Origin of the sequence: Iodidimonas sp. SYSU 1G8, assembly GCF_039655775.1 — a bacterium.
Classification (GTDB): domain Bacteria; phylum Pseudomonadota; class Alphaproteobacteria; order SMXS01; family SMXS01; genus RI-34.
Genome location: NZ_JBBYXJ010000002.1, coordinates 802,295 through 822,171, shown reverse-complemented (window position 1 = coordinate 822,171; position 19,877 = coordinate 802,295). Strand labels below are relative to the sequence as shown.

At 64.3% G+C, this 19,877-nt stretch carries 18 protein-coding genes and 1 riboswitch; of the genes, 8 read left to right on the top strand and 10 right to left on the bottom strand.

The window, feature by feature from the left end:
* Nucleotides 1-7: 7 nt before the first annotated feature.
* Genes WJU17_RS14910 through WJU17_RS14885 form a run of 6 tightly spaced genes read left to right on the top strand, consistent with a single transcriptional unit; the run spans nucleotide 8 to nucleotide 6,740 of the window.
* Entirely contained in the window at nucleotides 8-1,405 is a 1,398-nt protein-coding gene (locus WJU17_RS14910; RefSeq protein WP_346328192.1) for a type II and III secretion system protein family protein, read from the top strand.
* A gap of 5 nt (nucleotides 1,406-1,410) precedes the next feature.
* Nucleotides 1,411-2,106, top strand: a complete 696-nt coding sequence (locus WJU17_RS14905; protein WP_346328191.1) for a CpaD family pilus assembly lipoprotein — start codon at nucleotides 1,411-1,413, stop codon at nucleotides 2,104-2,106.
* A 1-nt stretch (nucleotide 2,107) separates the two neighbouring features.
* Entirely contained in the window at nucleotides 2,108-3,325 is a 1,218-nt protein-coding gene (locus WJU17_RS14900) for a cellulose synthase operon protein YhjQ/BcsQ (protein WP_346328190.1), read from the top strand.
* 3 nt (nucleotides 3,326-3,328) lie between these two features.
* The gene (locus tag WJU17_RS14895) at nucleotides 3,329-4,753 is read left to right on the top strand and encodes a CpaF family protein (RefSeq protein WP_346328189.1); all 1,425 of its coding nucleotides are present in this window, start codon (nucleotides 3,329-3,331) and stop codon (nucleotides 4,751-4,753) included.
* Entirely contained in the window at nucleotides 4,750-5,766 is a 1,017-nt protein-coding gene (locus WJU17_RS14890; protein WP_346328188.1) for a type II secretion system F family protein, read from the top strand. The genes WJU17_RS14895 and WJU17_RS14890 overlap by 4 nt, the downstream gene beginning before the upstream one ends.
* Nucleotides 5,763-6,740, top strand: a complete 978-nt coding sequence (locus WJU17_RS14885; protein WP_346328187.1) for a type II secretion system F family protein — start codon at nucleotides 5,763-5,765, stop codon at nucleotides 6,738-6,740. Before WJU17_RS14890 ends, WJU17_RS14885 begins: the two co-directional genes overlap by 4 nt.
* Here the strand turns inward: WJU17_RS14885 and WJU17_RS14880 are convergent.
* The gene (locus WJU17_RS14880) at nucleotides 6,737-7,843 is read right to left on the bottom strand and encodes a tetratricopeptide repeat protein (protein ID WP_346328186.1); all 1,107 of its coding nucleotides are present in this window, start codon (nucleotides 7,841-7,843) and stop codon (nucleotides 6,737-6,739) included. The genes WJU17_RS14885 and WJU17_RS14880 overlap by 4 nt on opposite strands.
* Nucleotides 7,844-8,084: 241 nt before the next feature.
* Between WJU17_RS14880 and WJU17_RS14875 the strand changes: the two genes are divergently transcribed.
* Entirely contained in the window at nucleotides 8,085-8,240 is a 156-nt protein-coding gene (locus tag WJU17_RS14875) for a Flp family type IVb pilin (protein ID WP_346328185.1), read from the top strand.
* A 97-nt stretch (nucleotides 8,241-8,337) separates the two neighbouring features.
* Here WJU17_RS14875 and WJU17_RS14870 read toward each other — a convergent pair whose 3' ends face one another.
* The gene (locus tag WJU17_RS14870) at nucleotides 8,338-8,898 is read right to left on the bottom strand and encodes a TadE/TadG family type IV pilus assembly protein (protein ID WP_346328184.1); all 561 of its coding nucleotides are present in this window, start codon (nucleotides 8,896-8,898) and stop codon (nucleotides 8,338-8,340) included.
* A gap of 66 nt (nucleotides 8,899-8,964) precedes the next feature.
* Complete coding sequence (locus WJU17_RS14865; protein WP_346328183.1) at nucleotides 8,965-9,483, bottom strand: TadE/TadG family type IV pilus assembly protein; 519 nt, start codon at nucleotides 9,481-9,483, stop codon at nucleotides 8,965-8,967.
* A 354-nt stretch (nucleotides 9,484-9,837) separates the two neighbouring features.
* On the opposite strand from WJU17_RS14865, the gene WJU17_RS14860 reads away from it, so the two are divergent.
* Nucleotides 9,838-11,487, top strand: coding sequence for a TadE/TadG family type IV pilus assembly protein (locus WJU17_RS14860; protein WP_346328182.1), 1,650 nt, complete (start codon nucleotides 9,838-9,840; stop codon nucleotides 11,485-11,487).
* A 52-nt stretch (nucleotides 11,488-11,539) separates the two neighbouring features.
* Here the strand turns inward: WJU17_RS14860 and WJU17_RS14855 are convergent, their stop codons facing one another.
* The 7 genes from WJU17_RS14855 to WJU17_RS14825 form a co-directional block, all read right to left on the bottom strand.
* Nucleotides 11,540-12,745 carry a TIGR04063 family PEP-CTERM/XrtA system glycosyltransferase gene (locus WJU17_RS14855; protein WP_346328962.1) on the bottom strand — a complete coding sequence of 402 codons (1,206 nt, stop codon included), beginning with the start codon at nucleotides 12,743-12,745 and terminating at the stop codon, nucleotides 11,540-11,542.
* Nucleotides 12,746-12,827: 82 nt separating this feature from the next.
* Nucleotides 12,828-13,607, bottom strand: coding sequence for an ABC transporter ATP-binding protein (locus WJU17_RS14850; RefSeq protein ID WP_346328181.1), 780 nt, complete (start codon nucleotides 13,605-13,607; stop codon nucleotides 12,828-12,830).
* Complete coding sequence (locus tag WJU17_RS14845) at nucleotides 13,604-14,596, bottom strand: iron ABC transporter permease (RefSeq protein WP_346328180.1); 993 nt, start codon at nucleotides 14,594-14,596, stop codon at nucleotides 13,604-13,606. Before WJU17_RS14845 ends, WJU17_RS14850 begins: the two co-directional genes overlap by 4 nt.
* Nucleotides 14,593-15,444, bottom strand: coding sequence for an ABC transporter substrate-binding protein (locus WJU17_RS14840; protein ID WP_346328179.1), 852 nt, complete (start codon nucleotides 15,442-15,444; stop codon nucleotides 14,593-14,595). The genes WJU17_RS14845 and WJU17_RS14840 overlap by 4 nt, the downstream gene beginning before the upstream one ends.
* Nucleotides 15,445-15,448: 4 nt before the next feature.
* A complete protein-coding gene (locus tag WJU17_RS14835) occupies nucleotides 15,449-17,416 on the bottom strand; it encodes a TonB-dependent receptor (protein WP_346328178.1) in 1,968 nt (655 codons plus the stop codon).
* A 179-nt stretch (nucleotides 17,417-17,595) separates the two neighbouring features.
* Nucleotides 17,596-17,795, bottom strand: a riboswitch (cobalamin riboswitch).
* Nucleotides 17,796-17,852: 57 nt separating this feature from the next.
* Nucleotides 17,853-19,337: a DHA2 family efflux MFS transporter permease subunit gene (locus tag WJU17_RS14830; protein ID WP_346328961.1), complete on the bottom strand. Its 1,485-nt coding sequence runs from the start codon at nucleotides 19,335-19,337 to the stop codon at nucleotides 17,853-17,855.
* Nucleotides 19,338-19,396: 59 nt separating this feature from the next.
* The gene (locus WJU17_RS14825) at nucleotides 19,397-19,846 is read right to left on the bottom strand and encodes an isoprenylcysteine carboxylmethyltransferase family protein (RefSeq protein ID WP_346328960.1); all 450 of its coding nucleotides are present in this window, start codon (nucleotides 19,844-19,846) and stop codon (nucleotides 19,397-19,399) included.
* Nucleotides 19,847-19,877: the final 31 nt, after the last annotated feature.

Below are 19,877 nucleotides of genomic sequence, written 5' to 3'. Positions count from 1 at the left end.
CTACTGAATGATTTTCGTACGTGCCAAGGCACCCACCGCGCGCCGCTTCGCCGGTCAACTCAGATCAATGCTCGTCATGGCGTGCGCCGTCGCCGTCCTGGCCTATGGCGCCGTCCCGGCCCGCGCCATCTCCCCTGGCGAGACGATGGTGAACGTCGATGTCCACAAGGGCACGGTCCTGCACCTCACCCAACCGGCGGCGACGGTGTTCGTCGCCGATCCCAGCATCGCGGATGTGGAAAGCCGCTCGCAGAAGGCCGTCTTCGTCTACGGCAAGAAGTCCGGCGAAACCTCGCTCTTCGTCCTCGATGCCGACGACAAGCCGCTGGTGAACGTCACCATCAAGGTCGGCCACGATCTGAGTCGTCTCGAGAAGCTGATCGATGCCATCGCCCCAGATGCCGAGATCACGCTGTCATCGGTGGATGGCGGCATGGTGATATCGGGCGTCACCGAAAGCGCGCAGGAAGCGGAAGAAATCCAGCGCGTCGCCGAACGGTTCCTAGGCGACAAGGAAACCGTCCTCAACCGGATATCCGTCACGGCGCCGACCCAAGTCAATCTGCGCATCCGCTTCGCGGAAATCTCCAAGGAAGTGCTGCGAATCGTCGGCGTCAGCTGGCGGGCGCAGGATCTGACGGGCGACACGCAGTTCAACATCATCGCCAGCCCGCCGCAGACCAGCGCCGGCGCGGAATCCAATTTCGCGACGATCGGCCAGCGCTTCGGGCCGGCCACGCTGCAGGCGACCATCGAGGCGCTTGAGAAAGAGGGCCTGGTGTCGCTGCTGGCCGAGCCGAATCTGACGGCGATTTCCGGCGAAACGGCCTCGTTCCTCGCGGGCGGTGAATTCCCGGTCCCCATCGGGATCGACGACAACACCATCGGCATCGAGTTCAAGCCTTATGGCGTGAGCCTTTCCTTCACCCCGACCGTGCTGAGCGGCAACAGGATCAGTCTGCGCCTGCGCCCGGAAGTCAGCCAGCTGAGCGACACCGGCGCGATCATCCTGCAGGATTTCCAGATTCCCGGCCTGACCACGCGCAGGGCGGAAACGACCATAGAACTGGCAAGCGGCCAGAGCTTTATCATCGCGGGGTTGATGCAGAACCGCACGGCAAACGACATCAACAAGGTGCCGGCGCTGGGAGACATTCCGATCCTGGGCAAGCTGTTCCAGTCAAAGCGCTATCAATCGGCCGAGACCGAGCTGGTCATCATCGCGACCCCCTATCTCGTCCGGCCGATCGGCGCGGGCAAGAAGCCGACGCTGCCCACGGACCGGCCCGTATCCGACAGGCAGTTCGAGAAATTGCTGATCGGCCAGATGAAGCGCCCGGTAGCGGAAACCAATCCCGTCGCCACCGGCCAGATCGCCGGGCCCGTCGGGTTCATGGTGGAGTAATGCCGATGACACCAAGCCGCGATATTGCATGCCGTTCCGCGAGACTGATCCTGGCGGCAAGCCTGACGGTCACCGCTCTCGCCGCCTGCGATCGGACCACCAACACCTATTTTCCACCGCGTCACGGTTATGTGGACACGACACCGCGAAACGAGGTGTCGTTGGCCACGTCACAGCACCGCATGGATCTGGACCGTGTCCAAACCCGTCTGAGCCGCGCCCAGATCGACCGGCTCAACCAGTTTCTGACCATGCAGGGCAGGGAAGAAGGCGACCACATCGAAATCCGGACCGCGCTGATGGCCGGTCCTCAGCGCAATGGCGCGATCGTGGACGATCTGCACCGCAGTTTCGTCGCCGGCGGATACGCGCCGTCGCGCATCCGGGTGGTCGAGACGCCGCAGTTGCGCGATATCGTCGAGGTCGCCCTGCTGCGCTACACCGTAGTCTTGCCGGACTGCGGGCATGAGGTCGTGAAGCGGACTGGTATCCAGGGATGGTCGGATGAACCGGTCGGTGAGCGAGCCCTCGGCTGCGCCAACGAGCGGAACCTGGGCCTGATGATCGCCGATCCCCGCGACCTGACAGGCGACCGCGAACTGGCACCGAGTCCCGGCTATCGCGAAGCGGACGCTGTGCAGCGCTACAGGCTCGACAAGATCAAGGAAATCGAGCGCGATCAGACCAGCGAGGCCAAATAGCATGCAGGTGAAACCCGTCGTCATCGAGGAAAGCAGCGCCCAGCGCGACCCCTTCCTGGCTTTCGTGGGTGATGCTTCAAGCGAGTCCATTGTTCGGGCGATCGCCGAATCATTGTTGCTGCCCGACGACCTGGTCCGGCAGGGGTCGATCTTCGAAGCGCGCGCCCACCTTGAACACGTCCGTTCGCCCCGCTTGCTGATCATCGATATCGATGGCGCGACCGACCCGCTCGACGAGATCATGAAACTGGCCGATGTCTGCGAACTGGGTACCCGGCTCATCGCCATCGGCACGGACAACGACGTAGCGTTGTTCCGCGATCTGCTAAGCATGGGGGTCGCCGATTATCTGGTGAAGCCTGTCGAGCAGGAGAGCCTGCTACGATCCATCAATGCGCTCGAGGATCCCACCAGCGGCCTCTCCAACCTCGGACGAACGGGAAAGGTCATCTCGTTCATCGGCACGCGCGGCGGCACGGGCGTCAGCACCCTTGTCGGCAATTGCGGCTGGGCCATCTCGCGAAGCGGCAAGCGGCGGGTCGCGATGGTCGACATGGATCTGCATTTCGGCAACCTCGGCTTGCTGATGGGGGCCGAGCCCCGCGAAGGCCTGGCGGATGCGTTGCAACAGCCGGACCGGATCGACAGCCTGTTCCTCGAGCGGGTCATGAGCCCGTGCGGCGACCGGCTGTTCGTGGTCGGCGGCGAGGAAAGCCTGAGCCAGGGCCTCAACGGCGTCGACCGGTTCGCGGTCGATGCCCTGATGGGTGAATTGCGCGGAAGCTTCCATTTTGTCCTGATCGATCTGCCGCGCTCCGCGTCCGACCTGGTCTACCGGACGCTTCAATTGTCAGGGACCACGGTCGTCGTGTCGGACCTGTCGCTGGCTGGCATGCGCGACACGGTCCGCTTGCTGAAATTCGTCACCGAAAGCAATCCGGGCGGCCAGATCATCGTAGCAGTGAACCGCGCGGGCGAAAACGCAAAGGCGGAAATTCCGGTCGCCGAATTCGAGAAGGGGATCGGCCGCAAGATCGACTTCAAGATCGGCTTCGAACCCAACGCCGTGCTTCAAGCGGCGAATCTCGGGCAGCCGCTGATCGAAACCCGAAGCGCCACGGCGCGCTCCATTGAGCAGGTCGCCGAGCGTCTCGCCGGCCCCGCGCCGAAGACGGTGGCGCCGCGCCGCAAATCCCTGTTCGCCCGCCTGAGGAAATAGCCCATGTTCGGCCGCCGGCAGTCTCCCTCGGTTGACATCAACGGCCGCAGCGCGCCGCCCGTCCCCGTGGCGCAGCCGGCCCGTCCCGCCCCCGATCAGATCTCGGCGCTGCCCGACACGGCCGACGATCTGAATGCACTGGGCGCGAAGGCGAGCAAACGTCAGGGCGCCGACAACAGCCGCGACGAGATTCTGGCCGAGGTTCTAGAGCGCATCGATGCCTCGGCCGCCGTGCGCATGTCGCGCGAGGAACTGCAGGGAGAACTGGGCGGGTTGGTCAGCGAAATTCTGCTGGAGCGCCGCATCGTGCTGGGTCAGCGCGAACAGCAGGAGCTGACCAAGAAGCTGGTCGACGAAATGATCGGCTTCGGCCCGCTGGAGCCACTCCTGGCGGACGAGGCGGTAACCGACATCATGGTGAACGGCCCGGACAAGGTCTACGTGGAGAAGGGTGGCAAGCTGACCCTGACCGAGGTGGTGTTCCGCAACAACGCCCATGTGATGAACGTGGCGCAGCGCATCGTCAGCCGCGTCGGCCGGCGCATCGACGAATCCGTGCCGCTGGTCGATGCCCGCTTGCCCGACGGCAGCCGCGTCAACATCATCGCGCCGCCGCTGGCGCTCGACGGTACGTCCATCTCCATCCGCAAGTTCTCCAAGAAGAAGATCACGCTCGACGTGATGGTGCGGACCAAGAACATCTCTCCCGCCATGTGCACTGTGCTGAAGGTCGCCGCCGCCTCGCGCCTCAACATCCTGATTTCCGGCGGTACGGGTTCCGGCAAGACGACGCTGCTCAACGCCATGTCGCGCATGATCGACGTGGGCGAGCGCATCGTGACCATCGAGGACGCGGCCGAGTTGCAGTTGCAGCAGCCGCATGTTGTCCGCCTGGAGACGCGCCCGCCGAACATCGAGGGACGGGGCGAAATCACCATGCGCGACCTGGTGAAGAACTCGCTGCGTATGCGTCCGGACCGGATCATCCTGGGCGAAATCCGCAGCGCCGAAGCCATTGACATGCTGCAGGCCATGAACACGGGCCATGACGGTTCCCTGTCCACGATCCACGCCAATTCCTCGCGCGAGGCGCTTATCCGTCTCGAGAACATGGTGTCCATGGGCGGCCACTCGCTGAGCGAGCGCAGCATGCGCACCCAGATCGCCAATGCCATCGACATGATCGTGCAGGTCGAGCGCATGCGCGACGGCATTCGCCGCATCACCCAGGTGTCCGAGGTGGTCGGCCTGGAAGGTGATGTGATCCTGATGCAGGACCTGTTCACCTACGAATATGGCGGCGCGGTCGTGGATGGCCGCCTGGTCGGCGAATTCCGCTATTCGGGCTTGCGGCCGGCGTTTCTGAAGGAGGCCGCCTATTTTGGCCTCGACCGCGCCCTGCTGTCCGCGCTCAACGAGGCCGCATGATGATGGATTTTCTCATCGAGCACCCGATCATCCCCATCGCGTTCTGCGTCGCCGCGATCGTCACGACCGTATTCCTGATGGCCTATGGCTCGCCGAACGAGCGCCGCCTGCGCAAGCGGCTCGACGAGATCATGGTGGCGGGGGGCAATGCGGCCGGGAAGAAGGAAGAAGGCGGCGTGACCAGCACGCCCGCGTTGCGCGCGGTGGCGAATCGTCGCCGCGGCACGGCCGCCAGCGACAAGCGGCTTAGCCGCATCCTGCCCAACATGGGCCTGCTTCGGCTGAAGCTGGAACGGGCCGGTTTCGATATCAGCGTGACCGCCATGCTGCTGATCGCGGGCGGTCTGGCGCTGGTGTCCACATTCACCATCATGTGGTTCGCCCATCTCAGTTTCCTGCTCTCGCTGATCAGCGGCGTGGCAATCGGCGTCACCTTGCCGAGCGTGATCATCTCGTCCCGAGGCAAGGGACGGGCCAAGCTGTTCCTCAAGGACCTGCCCGACGCCATCGACCTGATCGTGCGCAGCGTGAAGTCCGGCCTCCCGATTTCGGAGGCCATCCACGCCATCGCGCGCGATCTGAGCGGTCCCGCGGCTGATGAATTCACGCGGATCAGCGACCAGATCCAGATCGGCGTTCCACTCAACGCCGCGTTGAGCAAATCGGTTCAGCGCCTGGGTCTGACCGATTACAGCTTCCTGGCCGTATCGCTCTCCATCACCCAGGAAACCGGCGGCAATCTGAGCGAGGCCCTGTCCAATCTGTCCCGACTGCTGAGGTCGCGCCAGCAGATGCACCTGAAAATTCGCGCGCTGTCGTCGGAGGCCCGAGCCTCGGCGCTGATCATTGGCGCCCTGCCTTTCGTCGTGATGGCGGCGCTGCTCGTCCTCAACCCCAACTACATCAACGTGCTCTTCGAGGAAGATGCCGGCCATACTGTGCTCTACTTTTCCGGCCTCAGCATGGCGCTAGGCTTCGGGGTGATGGCCAAAATGGTGAGGTTCGACTTTTGAACGAGATCATCAAGTTCTTCACCGAGGCGAGCATCGCCGAACTCATTCCCATCGGCGCCAGCATCATTATCGTCAGTGTCATCTTCGTGGTGTGGGCATCGGTCATCGAGCGCGACCCGATGAGGTCGCGCGTCAAGGCGATGACGACCCACCGCGATCAGATCAGGGCGCGTCAACGCCATACGCAGGTGGGCGGCAAAACGCGGCGTCCATTTCAGCAGAAGAGCTTGTTCAGCCGCGTGGCCGCCGATCTTCGCCGCGCGCGGGGCGCGCAGGCGGCAAAATCCCGTTTCACCCTCGCCCAAGCCGGATGGCGCTCGAACGAGGCGTTGGGTGTCTACGTCATGGTCCGCACCATATCGCCCCTTGTCTGGGTCGTGGGCGCCCTCATCCTGACCTATACAGTCCCCGCGATCGCCGAGAAGTCGCAGCTGATGAAGCTGGGTGTCTTCGTTCTGTGCACCGTCGCCGGTTTCAAGGCCCCCGACTATGTCCTGGGCCGCATCGCGAAAAGCCGCCAGACCAAGCTGGAGCGCGGCCTGCCGGACGCGCTCGACCTGATGGTGGTGTGCACCGAGGCCGGATTGGGTCTGGATTCCGCCTTCGACCGGGTTGCCGGTGAAATCGTCGAAAGCCATCCGGAATTGTCCGATGAACTGACCCTGACGTCCGTGGAGTTGAACATCCTGCCGCAGCGTCAGGAAGCCCTGACAAATTTCCTGAACCGGACCGGCGTTTCCGCCATCGAGTCCGTCGTCAGCACGCTCAGCCAGACCGAACGGTACGGCACGCCGCTGTCGCAGTCATTCCGGGTGCTCGCCAGCGATTTTCGCGACCAGCGCATGCTTAAGGCGGAAGAAAAGGCGGCGCGCCTGCCCGCGACCCTGACCATTCCGATGGTGCTGTTCATCATGCCCTGCCTGTTCGGCGTCCTGCTCGGGCCAGCGATCATTCAGTCCATGGCCGCGTTCTAGGCTGGCGGCGGCGCGTCGGAAAGACGGATCACGCACACCCGGCCATCGGCCTCGAGCCGACCGCATATCTCGCGGGCCCGGGCCTCGTTCCAGAAGGGGCCGGCGACCAGATGGCTCTCGTCCGCCTGTTTCTCGACATAATGCGCCAGTCCGGCGAACGGCTCCGGATAGATCCGGCGCATGTCATTCCAGTGGTCGGCCGCCGCTTGAGGCAAGGCAAAGGCGCCAAGGTCGATGACCCAAGCCTGCGACTTCGCGTCTTGCAACGCTGGCGCGACGGGATTGCCGGATGCGGCCTCGACGGGACCAGGCAGCAGGTGACGCATGCGGGCATAGACATCCAGATTCTTGCGCGCCGCCTCCTCGCCCAGATCGCGCGTGGCCAGTGCCTCGGCGCGCGGCACCTGGCCCGTCAGACCGTACAGCAGAGCAAGATTCTGCCGGTGCTGAACGGTCGAGGCGCCGGCGGCATCTATCCTTTCCAGGATATCGATGGCCTCCTCCGTGCGACCAGTGAGCGCGTAGGAAAGCGCCAGATTATTCTGGACCGACATGTCTCCGGGGGCCGCGTCGGCCGCCGCGCGATACTGGGCCTGGGCCTCGGCGTGGCGCTGAAGAATATCCAGCGCGACCCCGCGCCCGTTCATCGATCTGACATCCGCCGGTTCGGCTATCAGCAGCGAATCATACTCCTGAAGGGCCGGTCCCGCCTGTCCAAGAGCGAGAAGCGCCCGCGCCCGCCCACGGCGAATGTCCGGCGTATCGATTCCCCCCTTTAGCGCCTGCTGGAACACGGACGCCGCATCCTGCGCGCGGCCCATGGATAGAAGGATTTCGCCGCGCCGCAGATAAGCGCGTGGTCCGGCCTTGCCCTCGGAGATGGCCTGGCCGTAGAGATCGGCGGCCGACGCCGTGTCGCCTGCCCGATCAGCCGCGTCGGCTACCATCATCGCGACAACACCGGTGTCGGGCGGCGGCCCCAAATCCACCGCCGCCGGGGCTCGATCGTGCTGACAGGCGGATAGCGCCGCGACGGCGCCGCACAGGATCAATCGCCGACCGACGCGAGTCGCGCGCGAGCAGTCGAAGCCCTCGATACCCAACAGAATCGTTCTCCATCCCTGATGCCTGCTCAGCGTACTACGGCTGCCGCGAACAAGAAAGCAGGCGGCTTGGCACCGGCCCGGCATCATGGGGAAGATGATGGATTAAAACACCAATATCAGTCAGTTAGCAGAGCGAATTATTGACCGGTGAGGCGGTAATTCGATTGCTCCGCACCCCACCTCATGATGTAATAAGAATCTGGATTTAGTAACGCTTGGGCGATCCTTCGTGATCAAGGTGACAAAACATTTTATCAAGAACGAGCAGGGCGCGACTCTCGTCGAGTACGCGCTCCTTGTCGGTCTGATCGGACTGGCCATCGCGTTCCTGATCCAGGTTCTTGGCCAGAGGACGCTGGCGCTTTACGAACAGGTCATCGCCGCGCCGTTATAGACGCGACCACAGCCAGACAGGCTGTTTACGTAAACTCAGGATTTGACGGAATAACAACGCGGGTGCGCGGCGCCATGATGGCGGTGCACGGGATTTGTCAGTAACAGGTCGGCGCGCTCAGGGAAAGGTTGTCGCAGCGCAACACGCTGCGGGAGCGGCGCGGCTTGGAATAGTACGTCGAGGTGAGCGTGCTGGGACCGATGATGAAATCGGTCGACGGGCCGGCATAGGAATAGGTGATCTCGGCCATGATCACGAAATCGTTGGTGCCGAGGACACCCGTCGGCAGCGCCTTGGTATAGTTGGCACCCTTGGTGTAAGGCGTGGTGCCGGTCGTCGCGGCGGACCAGTGGACCTTCACCTGGTTGCTCGAATTCTTGTTGATGCTGGTGAGTTTTATTGACAGCCCCGTCGTCGGGAATGGCTGAATGATCGCCTGGGTCGCGGCGAACACATCGTTCAGCCCCTGATTGTCGATCTTCGCCACGCGCGACACCAGGTCCGCTGTCGTGTTCGTCATGGTGGTGACTTTCTGGTCGACCATCATCATGTCCACGGTCTCGGACATTCCGACGATCATCAGAACCAGAATCGGCAGAATCAGCGCCATTTCGACCGCGGCGACGCCCTGCTGGTCTCGCAGCCAACGAACGGCCATGCGCTGCAACCGTGTCTGACTGCTCCTGCCCTTTTGTGCGACCTGATACATTATCCGACTCCGGCCTTATTCCTCAGAGCTGGCGATTTCAGGGAACGGTTCGTTGCGGAACGCCACCGTCGACGACAACAAAAGATTGCCATCGGCGTCTGTATGGTTGCTCAACAGGCGCCTCATGCCCGGCGTGATCAAGCCCCACTTGTAGTAGGTGCGGACGAGGATGACCTCGTCTCGGGTTCCAGGCTGGAACTGGGTGATGACCACCCCCGCTTCCTCATCGGTCGGCGGCGGGCTCAAATCCACCGTTCCGAACGACGTGGACTCCCGCACGTCATAGGCGAGACGACTGCTGTCGCATTTGAGCAGCACCTTTAGGGTCCCGCACAATTCCGTCTTGAATAGCTCGTCCGCCGTTGGCGCATCTTCCTCGGCAGCGGCGGCCTGAATCTGTCCCGTGCGAATCTTGCGGGCCGTTTCCTGGGTCGCGCTGTCCAGCAGGCTGTTGGCCCAGAACGCAAGGCCGAGTTCAATCACCCCCATGACGAGGATACAGAACGGCCCGATGACCAGCGCGAACTCGACCATGACGGAGCCGCGCCGATCACGTGCGGCACGCCCGAACCAGGACCTGAAGGGTTGCATAACTCGCGGGGTCATCTCGGCATCCGCCAACATTAGAGCCCGAACAATACCGAGCAATTAATGAATTCTCTAGTAAAAAATAGTTATTAACTTTTTGATAAAATTTTATTTAAATTATATTCACAGTTTAACCTCATTTTAATCTAAGTAATTTCATAAAAATCTACTCCGTTACTTAGTTTTTTGATAGTAATGACTCCGCCGCCAAAGCGAAAAGGACGTGCACGTCACGCCGGATGGTGGCGCGGCTCCAACCGCTGCGGAAAAAGCGGTGCGAGATACCATGGAGGAAGTGAGATGGTGGGTCACAACGCGAGCCAGGCATCGACGCGCCTGACAAGACTCGTGCGGTCGTGGGCGAGCGACAATCGCGGCGCCATGGCCATTATCTATGGCCTGATGGCCGTGCCGCTTCTGGGATTCGTCGGCGTCGCGGTGGATTACGCGCGGATGCATTCCGGAAGGGTCGAGATGCAGAACGCGCTCGATTCCGCGGCTCTCGCGGGCGGCCGCGCCTACGAGAATACGTCCGGCACGTTCAGCGTGCGCGAAACCGCCGCCAAGACGGCGGCGCAGAATTTCTTCAAGGCGAACATGCCCGACAACGTGCACGGCATGACCGAACCGACGATCAGCGTCACGCCGACGGCGCAGCAGGTCGTAGTCACCGCTTCGGCAGACATGCCGACCGCGTTCATGCAATTGCTGGGTATTGAAGCCATGACCGTGTCCGCGTCGTCCACCGTGGTCAGGAACGGCCGCGGCGTCGAGCTCGTGCTCGTGATGGACAATACGGGCTCGATGCGCAGCAATCTCAGCGGCTCGTCGGTCAGCATGATGGAGTCCATGAAGTCGTCGGCCAAGAAACTGGTCGATATCCTGTATGGCGACCGGGAGACCATCGAGAACTTCTACATCTCGCTGGTGCCCTACGCCGCCATGGTGAACATCGGCAACACTCACACCGACTGGGTCCAGGCGCCCGGTGGCGGCACCTGGAACAGCGCGGCGAACAGCACCTATTTCGCTGGCACCACCTGGAAGGGCTGCGTGATGGCGCGTCCCGATCCCTATGACGAAACGGACGACACGCCCTCGACCAAGAAGTGGGAAGTCATGTCGTGGCCCTCGACCAAGAACGTCACCTACAAGGACAAGAACAACACCTTGATGCAGGTCAAGAAGAACGGCACCTGGAGCCCGATCAAGGGCGACAATGACTGGCCGTCGATCAACGAGGCCAACAGCGCGCAGAACAACGGCACCGGCCCGAATTTGGGTTGCCCGCCGCCGATCATGCCGCTGCAGCAGTCCAAGGCCGCCGCTATCGCCGCGATCAACAACATGCAGCCCTGGCACCGGGGTGGCACCATGTCCAATCTGGGCCTCGCCTGGGGCTGGCGCGCCCTGTCGCCCGAATGGCGCGGGCTGTGGGGCGGCGACACGCCGGCCGAGTACCCGCTCGACTACAATACCGAGAACTGGGACAAGGTCCTGATCCTGCTGACCGACGGCGTCAACGAATGGTTCGACTGGGAGGGCAATGGCACCAAGGGCGACGACGGCAAGACGCCGGTCAACGGCCTGCCCGGCAAGGCTGGCTTCTCGACCAGCAGCAGCGCCTATGTGGTCCAGGGTAACGTCCCCGACAATACGGATTACGGCGCCTATGGCCGGATCGCCGAGAACCGTCTGGGCACCACCAGCAACAGCCAGGCGCAGACGGTGCTGAACAACAAGATGAAACGCATGTGCACCAAGCTGCGCGATAATGGCGTGACGCTCTACACGATCACGTTCGGCAGCCCCAACGCGGCGACCAAGCAAACCTTCCTGGAATGCGCCGGCCGGCCGGACCAGTACTTCGACACGCCGTCAAATGACGAACTGGAAGCGGCCTTCATCGCCATCGCGACGGAGATCAATAATCTGCGCATCGCTCAATAGGCCTGAAGACGACCGACGAGATCAAAGGGGATGCCTCGCGCATCCCCTTTTTTCATGGCCTGGCGAGGCGGCCATAGACCGGCGCGTAGCGGCCGACGCTGTTCGCCCAGGTCCGGACTTCGGTCACGTAACGATAGGCCTGGTCGAGAAGCGCGGCCGCGCGCGCGGGATGCGCCACCCAGTCCGCGACCGCATCGGCGACGGCGTCCGGACGGCCTGCGGGAAACAGCAGTCCGGTCGCGCCATGCTGGATCAACTCGCGGTGCCCGCCGATATCGGATGCGAGCACGGGCTTCCGCTGCGCCATGGCCTCCAACGGCTTCAGCGGCGTGACCAGCTCGGTCAGGCGCATGGGATGGCGCGGGTAGATGAAGGCGTCGACCAGCGCGTAGTACCGCGCCACGTCCTGATGAGGCACACGACCGGCGAAGATCACGGACTCACCAAGAGACAGGCGCGCGGCCTGCGCCCGCAGCGACTGCTCCTCCGGGCCGCCGCCAACCAGCAACAAGCGCACCTGAGGCGCGCGGGCGACAATTGCCGGCATGGCCTCGAGCAAGAGGTCGAGCCCTTCGTACCCATAGAACGATCCGATGAACCCGAGCACGACCGCGTCCGAGAGACCCAGTGACGCCTTCAGCGCCGGATCAGGTGGCAGCGGATGGGCGAATTCTTCGGGGTCAACGGCATTGGGAATCACCGTCACATTGCCCTCTGGGACGCCGCGCGCCACGATATCCTGGCGCAGGCCTTCGCAGATCGTCGTCACGGCATCGGCCTGACGGACCGCCATGGTTTCCAGATGGCGGGCGATACGATAGCGCGCCCCGTTGGCGCGGAACGTGCCATGGGCGGCGGCGGCGTCCTCCCAGAACGCGCGGATCTCGTACACGACGGGGATGCCCAGTCTGCGGCCCACCGCCAGCGCGGCGCGGGCGTTGAGGACCGGGGAATGGGCGTGGATCACATCGGGCCGGATCTGGCGCGCCACCGCCTCGAGACGTCGCGCCAGGACATCGACAATGGCCTGATCCTTGATGAGCGGCAGGGAGCGGGTCCATGGCGGTGGCTGCCGGGTGCGATGAAAGACCAGGCCTTCGACGGCCTCGGTCGCTTCCTCATCCGTGCCCTGTTTGGGGCCCGTGAGATGATGGGTTTCCCAGCCCAACGCCCGTTGCTGGCGGAGAATGGCCAGGCTACGGAAGGTGTAGCCGCTGTGCAACGGAATGGAGTGATCGAAGACGTGCAGGATGCGCATGCGGGCCATGACGGGCGGGAAGGATCCTCCGGTTATACAGGCGCGCGTCGCGGGCCGAAACGGCCGTGCGCTGCCGGCGCGGTTATTTCGCGTTCACCCGCTGCCACGGCACGGTGATCCTCTGTCCATCATGGACGTGGTGGATGACGGCGACCCGATAGGCGCGCTGCACGTTATCATCCACCAGGACCGTCGCGGGCGGGCCATCGGCAAGCAGCTCGCCATCCCGCAGCAGAAGCAGACGATGGCAGAAGCGCTCCGCCAGCGTCAGGTCGTGCAGCACGGCGATGACCAGCGCGCCCGCCTCGGCATAGGCGCGCAAAACCTCCATGATCTCGATCTGGTGGTATGGGTCCAGCGAGGCGATTGGCTCATCGACCAGCAGGATGGGCGCCTGAACCGCCAGCGCGCGCGCCAGCAGCACACGCGCCCGTTCCCCGCCCGACAGCGCATCGACGCGGCGGGCGGACAGGTCGCCGACGGCCGCGAGCGCGATCGCCCGTTCCACCGCCGCGCGATCATCTCGCGAGGCGCCCTGGAATGGCGCGCGGTGCGGTAGACGGCCGAGCGCCACCAGATCGGAGACCGTGAAAGGCCAATGCACCGGCTGGTTCTGCGCCAGATAGGCGACCTGCCGCGCGAAGGCCCGACGGCCAAAACGGCTGGAGGCTCGGCCGTCGATCTCGACGGCGCCGGTGAACGGAACCAGATCGGCCAGGGCGCGGATGAGGCTGGTCTTGCCCGCGCCATTGGGACCAATCAGGCCGATGAGCGTTCCGGCATCGGCCGTGAAGCCGACACCGCGCACCGCGGGCAAGGCACCGAACGAGACATGGAGATCGTGGGCGGCGAGCAACGTCATGGATCGATCCGCCGCATCTTGAGGATGAGGTGGAGAAAGAACGGCGCGCCGATCAGGGCCGTCACCACGCCCAGCTTCAGCTCGGGCCCCCGCAGCGGCAGCCGCACGAGAATGTCCGCGGCCAGCAGCACCGCCGCGCCCGCCAAGGCGCTCGGCAGCAGCAGCCGGCTCGGGTGGTGCCCGACCCACGGCCGCAGCAGATGCGGGACCACCAACCCGACGAAACCGATCATGCCGGTGACGGAAACCACCGCGCCCACGGCAAGTCCTGTCCCGAGGATCACCCGTATGGTGGTATTGCGCGGGCTGAACCCAAGGCTGCGCGCCGTGTCCTGTCCCAGGCTCAGCGCATCGAGCGCGCCGCCCGCCGTCGTCACCAGTGCCATGCCCGCCAGCGCGAAGGGCGCGGCGAACATCACATGTTCCATGCCCCGATCGGCGATGGAGCCCAGCATCCAGAAGACGATCTCCAGCGCCGCCCAAGGACTGGGGGCGAGATTGAGGGCCAGCGAGGTCAGCGCGCCGGCAAAGGCGTTGATGGCAACGCCCGCCAGGATGAGGGTCATGGCCTCGGGCGCCCGGCCGGCCAGCAGGTACAGCAGCAGCAGGGCGCCCAGCGCGCCGATGAACCCGCCGAGCGGCACGGCGAGCACGCCGCCGAACAGGCCGAAATAGAACACGATCACCGCCCCGAGCGCCGCGCCGCTCGAGGCGCCGACCAGCCCGGGTTCGGCCAACGGGTTGCGCAGCAACCCCTGCAACGCGGCCCCGCAAAGCCCCAGCGACGCGCCGGCGAGCACGCCGAGCAAGGCGCGCGGCAGCCTCACCTCGTAGAGGATGATATCGGCGACCGCGGGATCGAGGCCGCTTCCCGCGGGAAGCCACGCGCCGCCGCGCCCGATCATGATGGAGAGCACGAACAGCGCGACGACGAGGCCGCCCAGCAGCCCGTACAGTACCGGACCCCGAATGACGCGCGCCCCCGTCATGGCCGCGCCACCGTGTCGATGCCGCGCACCTGTTCGACAAGAACGGCGGCCGCGCGGGCCACGAAGGGCGTGCCGCAGTTCCAGAGATTGGTCGCCACGCTGACGACGGGACGGTCACGCCGCAAGGCCCGCAGCGCCGGATGCTCCAGCATCAGATTGGCCTGGGAGGGCGCTTCGGGACGATATTCGCCCAGGATCAGCAGATCCGGATCGGCCCGCAGCACATCCTCGACCGACATGCTGACCCAGCCGGCCATGCCCGGCCTGGCCGCGATATTCGTCAAGCCGAGATGGGTCAGGACGTCGTTGAACAGGCTGGGCACGCCGGCGGAGAAGCCGTTCGCGCCATAGACCAGGGCGCGCCTGTTTTCGCCGGCCAAGGCGCCCTTCGTGCGAACCAGCGCGGCGTCGAAGTCGGCGACCATCGCCTCGCCCTTCGCGGGCCGTCCCAGCGCGGCCGCCACCTGCCGGATGTTACGTCGTGTCCCCTCGAACGTATCGGCGACGGGCACGGTGACGATGGGAATGCCCTGGCGCCGCAGCAGGGCGGTGGCGAGGGGCGATGTGGTACCATCGGCGAAGACGAGGTCCGGCCGCATGCGCAGCACCTCCTCGGCCAGGCCATGATTGGCTGTGTAGCGGGCGGCCCGTCCGGCCATGGCGGAGTCATCCGCTTCCTGCGTGACCCAGTGGACCGACTGGATGGTGTCTTCATCGGCCAGCATCATCACGAGCTGGTCGGTGCACAGACCCATGGAGACGATGCGCCGGGGCGCCGCCTCGGCGGGCAGGCAGAAACAGGCGGCGAGCAGGCAGAACAAAACGCCATGCCAACCCGCCGCCTTCATTCCTTTACTCTCCCAGTTTCACCCGCAGGCCGGCGAACGCGCCAATGCCCGGGGAGCGGTAGGAGAACACTTCCTCGTAATCCTGGTCGATCATATTCTCGACCCGGCCGTAGATTTCGACGGCTTCGGTCAGGCGATAGCTCGCCGCCAGGGTCACCAACAGGTAATCGTCGAGCGTCACCATGAATTCAGGCGTCGTATCGACGAATTCATTGTCGAGTTGCTTGCCATTATACGACAGGTCGAGATTGACGTTGCCGCGACCGGACGCGAACGCGTAGTTCACGTTGATATTGCCCAGATGCTTGGGACGGCGCACTTCACGACCGCCGGCCGGCTGCCTGGAGCTGGTGTAGGTATAGCTGCCGCCGATGGACAGCTCGTCCGTCAGATTGGCCGAAAGCATCAGCTCGAGACCCTTGCGGCGGCTTTTGCCGACCAGATTCTCCACCGAGGTCAGGAAGGTATTGGAGTCGAATACCGTGACGATCTCGTCGTGCAGATTGGCGTCGAAATAGGTCACGTCGACGGTGATCCGGTCACCCCAGAACTTCTGCTCGACACCGACGTCGAAGCTGCTCGAGCGTTCCGGGCTCAGGCCGGGGTTGCCGACGAAGAAATCCGGGAAGTAACCGAACAGTTCGAAGAAGCCGGGATTGGTGATCGCCGTGCCGTGGCTGCCGTGCAGGCGTGTACCGCTGCCAGGAATCCGCCAGGACGCCGCGAGGCGGTAGGTGGTGGCGTCGGCGAACAGTTCGTTGTCGTCATGACGCACGCCGGCGGACAGGAACACCTGTTCGGCAAAGCCGACGCGGTACTCGCCGATGAAGCTGTTCTGGCTGTCGGAACGCTTCTGGTTCTCCAGCGCGTCCGGGACGGCGCCGTAGTTCTGGAAATCCTGCTCCTCGCGCTCGAACGCGACAGTGACATGGTGGTCCGCGTCGAGAAAGGACGGGGTCTGGAAGTTGACCGTGTTCTGGTACTCGAACTTCAGCCGCGAGCCGCTGTTGCCCGTGAGATCGCTGCTGTCGTTGATGTATTCACGTTCGGTGTCGGCATAGAGAACCGCCGCCTTGTGAATCCACGTGCCCTCGAACAGCGAGAGTTCGCCGCCCAGCCGGCCATAGAACTGGCGATTGTCCTGCTCGTCGCTGGAATCAATGATCAGGCCGTTGGTCGGCGTCGACGGAAAATCGAAATCCTGCCGGTCGGTCTCGCTGTGGCTGTCGACCAGCCGCGCGGTGCCATCCAGCCGGAAGCTGTCACTGAGCAGAGCTGTCGCCTTGCCGCTGACCGTGAAGACGCGCGATCCATCCTTTTCCGTGCCCATGCGGGACAAGTTGATGCCGTCAGTACCGAAATAGCCGGCAGAGACCGCGCCATAGAAGCGTTCGACGCCGCCGGACATCAGCGCCGTCACCTGGCGCTGCCCGAACGAGCCGCCTTCGACCGAGCCTTCCGCCTGGAAGCCCGGCTTGCCGCCCTTGGTGATGATGTTGATGACGCCGCCCAAGGCATCTGAACCATAGAGCGCGCTCTGGGCACCGCGCAGCACCTCGATTCGCTCGACGCCCACGGCCAGCAGCGAGGCATAGTCGAATTCGCCGTTGAAGTTCAGCTCGTTGGCCTCGACGCCGTCGATCAGTACCAGCGTATGGTTGCCTTCCGCGCCGCGCATGCGGATCTGGGTGAGCTGTCCCGGGCCGCCCGAGCGGCTGACCGATACGCTGGGCACGCTGCGCAGCAGATCCGAGACGACCGGATTCTGGCGCTGCACGATATCCTGCTCGGTGAGCACCGACAGGGAATAGCCCAGCTCCGAGGCGGGCGCGGGCGTCATGGCCCCGGTCACCACGATGGTATCGCCGGGCAGCACGCCATCGGCGGCGACGGCGTGACCAGTCGCGACCGCGAAAAGCGCGACCGCGCTGACGAATGTCCGGTTGCGCCGGCTTGTTCTATTGATTGGCATCGGTTTCCTCCACAGCCACAAGGTCAGGAGGTCGAACGGGCACGGCGAGCCGGACGCGTTTCGCGTCGTTTGTCTTGAAAGGAAGGACAGGCAACGTCCCATTGTACGGCTTCCACCAGCGTGCGACCCAGTTACGGTGTCGTCACAGCGGAAACCCGCACCACCCACTACCCCGGTAGCTGGAAGGACGACGCGATGGCAGGTCTCCTGGCTCGCGGGTCGCCGCCTCGATGCACCTTCCCAAGGCACAAGGCCTCAGTGGTCAATCGCATCGAAACTCGCCGCTTACAGTTGCGGGGACAGCCACGGCCTGGGCCTGCTTCAGCCTTTCCGTGTTCCCTTTGAAGCCCTCACGGGCACCATCGCGGCGGAACCTACGCCGCTTACAGGCGGATTACAATTGCCGAGAAAGGCGTATCTCCCGTGCGGTTCCGGATCAGCCGCGCGGGCGCCGACGGCGCGGAGCGACCGCCAGCAGGGCGAGCACGGCCAGAACAGTGATCGCACTCAGCATGGCCCACGCCTCGTTGATCGCCATCACCAGCCCGGCCTTCTCGACCAGCGGACGGGCGAAGTCGATGGCGCCGCTGTCCAGGCCGCTCAACGGAACGCCCTTGAAGAATTTGAGCGGCAAACCGACGAACTGCGCCGCGTCGCGGCTGCCAGCCATCAGATCCGCCGCCAGCTGGGTGACATGATGCGCCGCGCGGCCGTAGATCACCGTGTCGATGAGGGCAATACCGATCGCCCCGCCCAGATTGCGCATCAGGTTGAACAGGCCGCTGGCGTCCGCCACGCGCTCGGGCGGTAGGTGACCCAGCGCGAGACGCGTGGGCGGCAGGAGGCAGAGCATGATCGCGCTGCCACGCACGATCTGCGGCCAAAGCATCTCGTCGAAGCCCGCCTGCGGAGTCTGGAAGACGCTCATGCCCATGCCGATGCCAAACAGGGTAAAGCCGCAGGCCGTCAGCAGCCTCGCGTCGACCCGCCGTTCGAGCCAGACCACGAGAGGCGCGGTCGCCAGCTGGGCCAGGCCAGTTACCAGCATGACCGTGCCGATCTCCAGCGGTCCGTAGCCCCGGACGAATCCCAGGAACACCGGCATGAGGTAAACCGAGCCGTAAAGGCCCACGCCGAGCACGAAACTCAACACGCATCCCACGCTGAAGAGGCGGTCATGGAATGTCCTGAGATCGACGATTGGCCAGTATCGCTTCAGTGTCCGGCGCACGAAGGTGATGGAGGCCACGACACTCAGGATCAGCAATCCGACGACCACGGTCGAGACCCACCCTCGTTGCGGCGCCTCCTTGAGCCCGATCTCCAGCGCGGCCAGCGCCGACGCCATCAGCAGCAGCGCCGGCCAGTCGATCACGGCCGCATGCTTCCAGTCGGGTCGCTGACGCGGCAGAGCGAAAAATGCCAGCATGGCGGCGAGCATCCCCGGCGCCACATTGACCAGGAACAGCCAGTGCCATGAGAACGTCTCGGTGATCCAGCCGCCCACCAGCGGACCTATGGTGGGCGCCAGCACGGCGAGGACGCCGCCAATGGTGGTGGCGATGCCCTGCAGCCTCGCGGGAAACAGCAGGAAGACGGCGGCGAACACCAGCGGAATGAGAACGCCGCCGGCAAAGCCCTGAACGACACGCCAGGCGATCAGCCCGGCGAACCCGTCACTGAGCGCGCAGCCCAGCGAGGCGGCGCTGAACAGACAGACCGCGGCCACGAACAGCACCCGCATGGTGAGCATGCGTGTCAGAAGTCCCGTTAGGGGAATCGCGATGATCTCGGCGATCAGATAGGAGGTCTGGATCCAGCTCATGCGCTCGGGCGCAATACCCAGCGCACTCTGGATCGCCGGCATGGACGTGACGACGATCTGGATGTCGAGGATCGCCATGAACATGCCGAGGCACATGGCGGCAAAGCCCACCCATGTCGCGACCGACACCGGTCTTTCCATGGCCGGCGGCACGCTCACCGCGCGAGCGCCTTGTTCTCGGCCGAAATACGCACGGCGAGGATGGCGGCATTCAGCAGGCTGAACACAACACCATACCAGAGCAGCCCGAAGACCAGCGGCAGCACCAGCATCTCGCCGGCGACGACGCAGTAGTTGGGATGGCTCAGAAAGCGATAGGGTCCTTTCCTCACCAGCGGCGCGCCGGGCAGGATGATGATCCGCGTGGTCCAGCGCGGGCCTAGCGTGACCAATACCCAGACCCGCAGCGCCTGCAGCGCGGCGAACACGGCGAGCCAGCCCACATTCACGTCCTGTCCGACGGCCAGATACCAGAGCCCGGCCAACCAGGCGCCGTGCAGCAGCACGATGAGCGGATAGTGGCCGGGCGAGGCTTCGATGGCACCCTGCGCCATGAGCCGGGCCGTGTTCCGCCTGGCGAGGACAAGTTCCGCCAGCCGCTGCATCGTCACGAAAACCAGAATGCCCAGGACGAGG